Genomic DNA, 6,699 nt, shown 5'->3' with positions numbered 1-6,699 from the left:
CGTCCCAGCACATCTTGGTTGCCAGTCACGCATCATATTTGCGCCACGTGCGCTGGCGCTTGGTCAGCGGCAGCGCCCGCTCAGATGGAGATGGTCCAGTGCTCGGACTGGCAGGGCGTTCGCACTTGTCAGGGGCCGGGCGGCCACCTGAGCCGTGAGAGCGCGTAGCAAGAGCTTACGGGCGGGCAGGACAACCAAGGCATCGCTGGCCCCAGAGCCGCTTGGCAGGGCTTCGAGACGCTGACCCTCAAGCGGCTCGAGGACCGCCGACCCTTCAACGCTCATCTGCCACAAAAATGGCCCACCGTCGCTTTGCTAATGACAATCGCAACCACCCTGTTCTGTGCATACGCCGTTTCATCGGCAGCGGACATGAATGGCAGGCGCTCGCCGGTCCAGCACACCTCCACCCGGTCCTGTGGCACCTTGTTGTCATAAACGAGAGACCCGAAGACCACATCGGCGCGTTGTTTGGATAGGCGCTCATTGAAGTCCGCAGAGCCAACCGAATCGGTCTTGCCGATGATCGTGGCGACGACGGTCGGCATGCTTTGCATCATTGCGGCCACGTCGCGTATTTGGCCTTCGTCTTTGGGCGATAACGCGTGGCTGCCAGTGTCAAAGTAAACAAAATGGGCGGTAGCATCCAGAGGCAGACCTTTCGTCTCTTGCGCTGTCGCAGCGTGAGCCGCAAAAAGGCCTATGAGCGCCGCCGCTGCAAGGCTCCTCGTTCCTCTGCTTTTGCTTTTAGACATTGGCGTTCCCCTTTTCCTAGTAAGGCATCCACCGGACTCCCGGAATTAATTTCTAAAACTTCGGAGACATTTCCTGACGGCCCAGCCTATGCCGTCTTTTCAAATAGGCATACAGTTGAAACGACGAACCGCACCAATCCCGGTCTGACCGGTTCGCCATCAACATTCGTCACCTTCCTTCAGCGAACCGCGAAATCAAACTGGACTCCGCCTCCTTACCCTCGCCCGTGGCGAGCCACTCGTTTAACTCTTGATCCGAATTCGGTTGACGACCCTTCATCCCTTCGAAGGCATCTCGCAGAATTTGGATTTCTGGAACTCCGCCACTAAACTCATCGCCGTAATACGAAAGCGCCGTGGACCCAAACATGGTCGCCTGCTTGCCCTCGTCAGTGGCGAGCCATTCGTTTAACTATTGATCCGAATTCGGCTGACGACCCTTCATGCCTTCGAAGGCATCACGCAGAATTTGAACTTGTGATTTCTCCCGGTTTTCCTTTTCGCTCATTTTTTCTCTCTCGCTCGTGATGATTATCACTGCACGTAGCGCCAACCGAAAATCGCTTTGAGCGGTCGCAATTACAAGGTTAACGGTAACACAATTGCCCATAAGAGTCATGGATTTAAAGCAACTCTCCTGCAGCAAACTCAAGTCAAAGTCATGCCTTGACAGGCGACCGTGACGATAGTTGGTCCCGATGCTATGGCTTCACCATTCGGCCCGTAACGGATACCTGAGAAAAATTTTTGATTTCTGCACGGGCACAGCCGCTTACCCCCGGATAGACGCTGCGTGTTTTGCTTGCCCGGCGCGCCGAACGCAGGCAGGCTGACACTCGTCGCTGGGGTGGAAGTGCGCGACCCCTCGCGGGACCGCGCTTGGATTCGAAAACTCATAATGGACGTGTCTTTAAGCCAGATCATGAGCGTGCTCGCCGTCGCAATGATCGTCGCGCTCGTGGCGCGCCGGGTCAATCTCCCCTATACCGTCGGCCTCGTCGTTGTCGGTGTCGTCCTCGCTCTTTCGAAGGTGGACTTCGGACTCCATTTAACGCGTGATTTCATTTTCGACCTGATCTTGCCGCCGCTCCTGTTCGAGGCGGCGATTACACTTTCGTGGCCGCAGTTACGGCGCAACATTGTGCCGATCCTCGTCCTCTCGACGTTCGGAACCATTATGTCAGCCGGTGTCGTGGCGTGGGGAACGGCGTGGCTGCTGGGCTGGCCCGCGTCCTCGGCGCTGGTGTTCGGCGCCCTTATCGCGGCGACCGATCCGGTGGCGGTTATCGCGATGTTCAAGGAAAACAAAGTCAAAGGACGCCTGCGTCTGCTCGTCGAAAGCGAGAGCCTGTTCAACGACGCAGCGGCGGCGGTCCTCTTTGTCATAGCCTTGGCATGGTCACAGTCCGCTGAAAACGCGCGGACTGGCATCGAGATGATCGGGGCGATGGTGCTCATCATCGCGGGAGGCATAGCGATTGGAGCCCTATGCGGAGGCGCCGCGCTCATCGTCGCGTGGCGCAGTTCGGAACATCTGATCTTGGCCGTCCTGACCATGGTTGCCGCCTATGGCTCTTTCTTGATCGCTGAATATTTCCATGCATCGGGCGTGCTCGCTACCGTGACAGCCGGTCTTATGATGGCCAATTTTCATCTGTTGCGCGGGAAGAGCTTCCTTTCGCCGAGGGGACGCGAATTTATTCTCGGCATTTGGGATTTTGCGGCGTTTCTCGCCAATTCGGTGGTCTTTTTTCTCATTGGCGTCGCGGTCGCGGCGATGCCGTTTCGATTTTACGGGACGGCTCTTCTGATCTCGGTTGTTGTTGTGCTCCTCGGTCGAGCCCTGACGGTATATCCGCTCAGTTTTCTCTTTCTGCGCTCCCGCTGGACGATCTCGCTTCGTGAACAGCATATCCTCTGGTGGGGCGGGTTACGCGGCGCCCTTGCGCTTGCTCTGGCGCTCTCGATGCCGCCCACACTGCCGCTGCGCGACGAAATCGTGGTCGTAACCTTTGGCGTCGTCGCCTTTTCCATTGTCGTGCAGGGCTTGACTATGCCGCTGTTGCTTCGGCGGCTGGGCTTTTTGCCGAATTAGAACCTGCCGCAAGGAGAAGCGCCAGTCGCATAACGCCAGCAGGGGCGCGCTCTGTGTCCGCTCCGCCCGGTCGATGATTAATGACCTATGCCGCGCCATACGGCGCTTGTCGAAAGAAGAGAATGGTCCTACTTTGGTACTAAGCTGATGTTTTCCTCCCGAGGGCTGAAGCCAGAGACGGGCCGCTGCGGATGTAACAGCGGCCCTTTTCTTTACGATAATTCAGGATTTGAGGCTTCCCTCAATTTTGAGGAAACGGGGCCGATGGCACCGCAAAGCGATCTCTGGGACGTTGCGCCCAGAGACGAAACACGGCGGGCTTCTTTTGAACCAAGATATGCCGCGACGCAGGTGGTCTCGCGAAAACGCCGGATGGTCCATTAGCCCACCCGATCTATCCGCCCCTAATAATACTTCTATTAGCAACGGATAGAAGTGGTGGGCTGCGCCCACACAAAAAACACTTTCACGTCCCAGCAGGTCTTGGTCGCCAATCACGCGTCATATTTGCGCGAAGTGCGCGGGCGCTTGGTCAGCGCACCCTCCGCGCGACCATAGGCGGAGGGTGAGCGGGTCAGCGGCACGCCCAAGGGTTCGCAAGGCAACTTTGCGAAGCGGCGTTTCTACTATTGCGCGGGCTTCGCTGCGGGCGCTGCGGGAGCTGCGGGGGGCGTCGCTGCGGGAGCTGTCGCAGCAGGCGTCTTATGACCTGTGCGCCGCTCCTCCCGCCGCTTATGGCGACCGGCACGCCGCTCTTTCCGCCGCTTCATTCCGGCGGTCTCGGCCTCGGCTTCTGTCGCAGCGATCACCATGGCAGGCGCAGCTAACGCTAAAGCAACCGCCGACCGGAGAAAGGAGAACGCGCTCCGACGCGAAACCATTTCCGACTCGATCTTTTCACTCATTTCAAGCCCTCCACTCGCTCGCGGGCAACAAGCCCGCATTTCCTCCACCGGCATAGGCTCGCTTTCACCCGACATTTTTTTGCGGGTTCACAAGCTTGCCGTCCCGAAGTTTGTCGTGACTGACGGACTATGGCAACTGAGTAGCTTTACTATCGGCCCTTTTAACGGGCTGGTTCTGACGGGCCGCCCGAGGTCTCGAAACAACTGTCAGGCAAAATCGACGAGGCGCGATGGATGAGCAAATTATACCATGGGCAGTCAGGGGCCTCGTTCACGAGAACTGTCGCCTTTCCGACAGGTTGAAACATTCCCTGTCGTCGATCTGCGGAATTTCATCGACGATGACATGCCATTTCGCCTTGCCCTCAAAATAGGTCATGTGAGCGAATGTCTCGTGGGTGGTTACGACAATTTCCCCACCCGGTCTTGCATCCTTGAAATGTTCGGACAATCTGACGGCAACATTGCCGCGCCCGTTGTTGTCGCAATGAAAAGGCGTGACCTAAAACGGCGCGACTCCGATTGCGTCGCACACGGTGGCGTTGATGAGCTTGATGGTTTTTTGGACGATGAGGACTTTCTCCCCATTTCGGGCAAGGGTCTTCGCGTAACGGGCCAATACCCTCGTTTTACCGGCGCCGCAGATGGCGCACAGATATTGAATAAGTGTCATAATTTCCTTTGGTGTTGAAAAAATTGGGTGAGAAATAATCGTCATTCAGCCGAAATGGGCCGGGGTTCGGAACACAGCCATGCGTTCAACACCGACTGCGCGGCGGGAAGATCGCTGGGCCGCATTCGGATTATCCGGCAATGTTTGGCGCGCTTGTAGAGCCGCCCATCTCGCCAAACGGCTCGGACTTCGACCAAGCCAAGCGCAGGAGAATGGAATAAATATTGGTAGGTCCGGGCGCCCGGCGGCAACACCGTCGTGCGCAACGTGGATTTGATATCGACGGATGTCCGATCCGGGAAAAGGTAGAAGTCGCGATCCGGCGGCAGCCAAAGTTCGATGAGGTCTTGGATCGCCAGCGCGTTCGGAATCAGGAATGGGTCTGGCCATCCATAGACGTCGGTTTGAAATTGAGTTTTCGAATAAGCTTGTGTTACAATAATGTTTGAATTCATATTTTCCTTACTCATCGTCAATATTAGAGTTTTTAAAAACAGGCAAGCCAATAAAAAAGAGGCAATGGCTTTCAAGACTTATTTATACATTATAATAACATATGGAGAACCCAATTGGCAAAATCTATTTTAGCAGAATCCGCCTTCATCATCGCAGACGAAATGGTCACCCAAGGCTTTGCTGCGTCTCGCGACGATTTCGAACGGAACTGGCTGGATGCCCCGCAGTTCTTCGCCAATCGGCAACAGTCCCGAAACCGGCTGGTCAACCAGACTTATGTGGATCGGCTGCGCTGGCGGCTGAAATTCGTTTCGGACCATGTGCCTGAGACAACAGCCGAACGGGTCCGCCGGGTGTTGGAATTAATCGATCAAGCGGAAAGGGTCGCAGAGACGCTGGCGCGATGACCGCCAATTTTCGCGCGGCGCGTGCTTGTGAAACGAATGCGATCTCATCATCGCCAACCGGGCTAATGATCCCGCAATCGGGTATAATCGGAACCCGAAGCGCAAACCGGGTCAGCATCCAGTTGCGGGCGCCTGACGCGTTCCCCCAAACTGCTGCATTGGAACTGCAAGCCCATCCACGCGGTATTGTCGGCATGACCACCGCCGCCGCCGACAAATTCTACGAGATCGCCACGGTTAGCATTGAGCTGAAGGACAGCGACCCGCTGATTTGGCGTCAAGTCGAAGTTCCGACGTCGGTCACGCTCAAGACGCTGCACGACATCATCCAAGCGACCATGGGCTGGTTCGACTGTCATCTTTGGGAGTTCACAATCGCCGAACGTCGATATGGGCTGCCAATGGATGAGGATTGGGGAACCGAGACTCGCGCCGACGCCAGCAACATTCGGCTCCGCGACCTGCTCAGGCCACCCAGCACGATGATCGACTACATCTACGACTTCGGTGATTGTTGGGTGCATCGGCTCACGATCACAAATGTCCGCGCGGGCGACGCCACTCTCTCCTACCCCCGCTACATCGGTGGCGAACAAAACGGTCCGCCAGAACATTGCGGCGGGCTCTCTGGTTTTTACGAAACGCTCGACGCGGCGACCGATCCCGAACACCCGGATCATGCAGAGGCGAAGCTGTGGCTCGACGACTATGACCCCAATGAGTTCGATGAATTGCCGATTAAATACGCCCTCGGTCGGATCGCAAACCAACGAAATGCCGCCAAGGCACGCCTCGCAAAAAAGAAACCAGAATCGACCAATTGAAAAAATCAAGATTCGCCAAGGGACGGCGTCAACTTTCGGTAGTGTCTCAGTTTGAAATTTGAAGGGCTTGACCGACGCTCGCTCGCGCCTGTCTCCCGTGCTATGCTTTAGCGCAAAGCTGGGGAGCTAAATATGCACGAAAACGACGTTTATTACAGTATCCAGCACGAGCTTCGGCGCCTGCTTCCAGAAATAGTGGGCAGGCCGGGAGGTCTGGCGGAGATTGATGAGATTGTCCTATCGATAATGACAGCCATCAAAGAATCCGGGATCGAGTACGTAAACCTTAGAGAGATGGCGAAAATCCATGCCGACCGGACCTAAAGGCGAAAAGCGGCCCTTACAAAAAGTCGGTTGAAGAAATTTCAAACTGAGCCACTACCCAACTTTCCACCAACTCGCCATCAACTTCGCCGACCGCCGTCGGATTCTGTTGTTTCGCCATGCCGCCCAAGACGGCGCAGTCAACAGGACAACACCAAGAGGGACCGGATCAAGAAGCTCGTGGAAGACTGGCTTCCGATCCCACCAAAAGGCAAAGAGCGGTATAAGCACCGCTCCCTACGATTTTACGCGGCCTTCGC

Annotated in this window: 8 protein-coding genes; 5 read left to right on the top strand and 3 right to left on the bottom strand. The window is 56.2% G+C overall.

From position 1 onward, the window contains the following. Positions 1–281 precede the first annotated feature (281 nt). Together ACLP2E_RS10375 and ACLP2E_RS10370 are read right to left on the bottom strand one after the other, a co-directional pair. Positions 282–755, bottom strand: a complete 474-nt coding sequence (locus tag ACLP2E_RS10375) for an OmpA family protein (RefSeq protein ID WP_442465869.1) — start codon at positions 753–755, stop codon at positions 282–284. Between the two features lie 412 nt (positions 756–1,167). After that, positions 1,168–1,374, bottom strand: a complete 207-nt coding sequence (locus tag ACLP2E_RS10370; RefSeq protein ID WP_442465868.1) for a hypothetical protein — start codon at positions 1,372–1,374, stop codon at positions 1,168–1,170. Positions 1,375–1,653: 279 nt separating this feature from the next. On the opposite strand from ACLP2E_RS10370, the gene ACLP2E_RS10365 reads away from it, so the two are divergent. Further along, positions 1,654–2,850: a cation:proton antiporter gene (locus ACLP2E_RS10365; RefSeq protein ID WP_442465867.1), complete on the top strand. Its 1,197-nt coding sequence runs from the start codon at positions 1,654–1,656 to the stop codon at positions 2,848–2,850. A 1,299-nt stretch (positions 2,851–4,149) separates the two neighbouring features. Next, entirely contained in the window at positions 4,150–4,446 is a 297-nt protein-coding gene (locus ACLP2E_RS10360) for a hypothetical protein (RefSeq protein WP_442465866.1), read from the top strand. Between the two features lie 23 nt (positions 4,447–4,469). Here the strand turns inward: ACLP2E_RS10360 and ACLP2E_RS10355 are convergent, their stop codons facing one another. Next, positions 4,470–4,958 (bottom strand): hypothetical protein, encoded by a 489-nt coding sequence (locus ACLP2E_RS10355; RefSeq protein ID WP_442465865.1) that lies wholly within the window; start codon positions 4,956–4,958, stop codon positions 4,470–4,472. A gap of 39 nt (positions 4,959–4,997) precedes the next feature. Between ACLP2E_RS10355 and ACLP2E_RS10350 the strand changes: the two genes are divergently transcribed. The 3 genes from ACLP2E_RS10350 to ACLP2E_RS10340 all read left to right on the top strand — a co-directional run bounded on the left by ACLP2E_RS10350 (position 4,998) and on the right by ACLP2E_RS10340 (position 6,439). Beyond that, a complete protein-coding gene (locus ACLP2E_RS10350) occupies positions 4,998–5,291 on the top strand; it encodes a hypothetical protein (protein ID WP_442465864.1) in 294 nt (97 codons plus the stop codon). Continuing rightward, positions 5,288–6,115, top strand: a complete 828-nt coding sequence (locus ACLP2E_RS10345; RefSeq protein WP_442465863.1) for a plasmid pRiA4b ORF-3 family protein — start codon at positions 5,288–5,290, stop codon at positions 6,113–6,115. The genes ACLP2E_RS10350 and ACLP2E_RS10345 overlap by 4 nt, the downstream gene beginning before the upstream one ends. 132 nt (positions 6,116–6,247) lie before the next feature. Continuing rightward, a complete protein-coding gene (locus ACLP2E_RS10340) occupies positions 6,248–6,439 on the top strand; it encodes a hypothetical protein (protein ID WP_442465862.1) in 192 nt (63 codons plus the stop codon). The last annotated feature ends 260 nt before the right edge of the window (positions 6,440–6,699 follow it).

The sequence above is a fragment of the Rhodoblastus sp. genome (assembly GCF_052145335.1).
Lineage (GTDB): Bacteria > Pseudomonadota > Alphaproteobacteria > Rhizobiales > Beijerinckiaceae > Rhodoblastus.
This window is presented reverse-complemented; position numbering and strand designations above follow the sequence as displayed.

What these genes read in the sequence shown, in the direction of transcription:
- ACLP2E_RS10375 (WP_442465869.1), bottom strand. Translation starts at nt 755, where the DNA reads ATGTCTAAAAGCAAAAGCAGAGGAACGAGGAGCCTTGCAGCGGCGGCG.
- ACLP2E_RS10370 (WP_442465868.1), bottom strand. Translation starts at nt 1,374, where the DNA reads ATGACTCTTATGGGCAATTGTGTTACCGTTAACCTTGTAATTGCGACC.
- ACLP2E_RS10365 (WP_442465867.1), top strand. Translation starts at nt 1,654, where the DNA reads ATGGACGTGTCTTTAAGCCAGATCATGAGCGTGCTCGCCGTCGCAATG.
- ACLP2E_RS10345 (WP_442465863.1), top strand. Translation starts at nt 5,288, where the DNA reads ATGACCGCCAATTTTCGCGCGGCGCGTGCTTGTGAAACGAATGCGATC.
- ACLP2E_RS10340 (WP_442465862.1), top strand. Translation starts at nt 6,248, where the DNA reads ATGCACGAAAACGACGTTTATTACAGTATCCAGCACGAGCTTCGGCGC.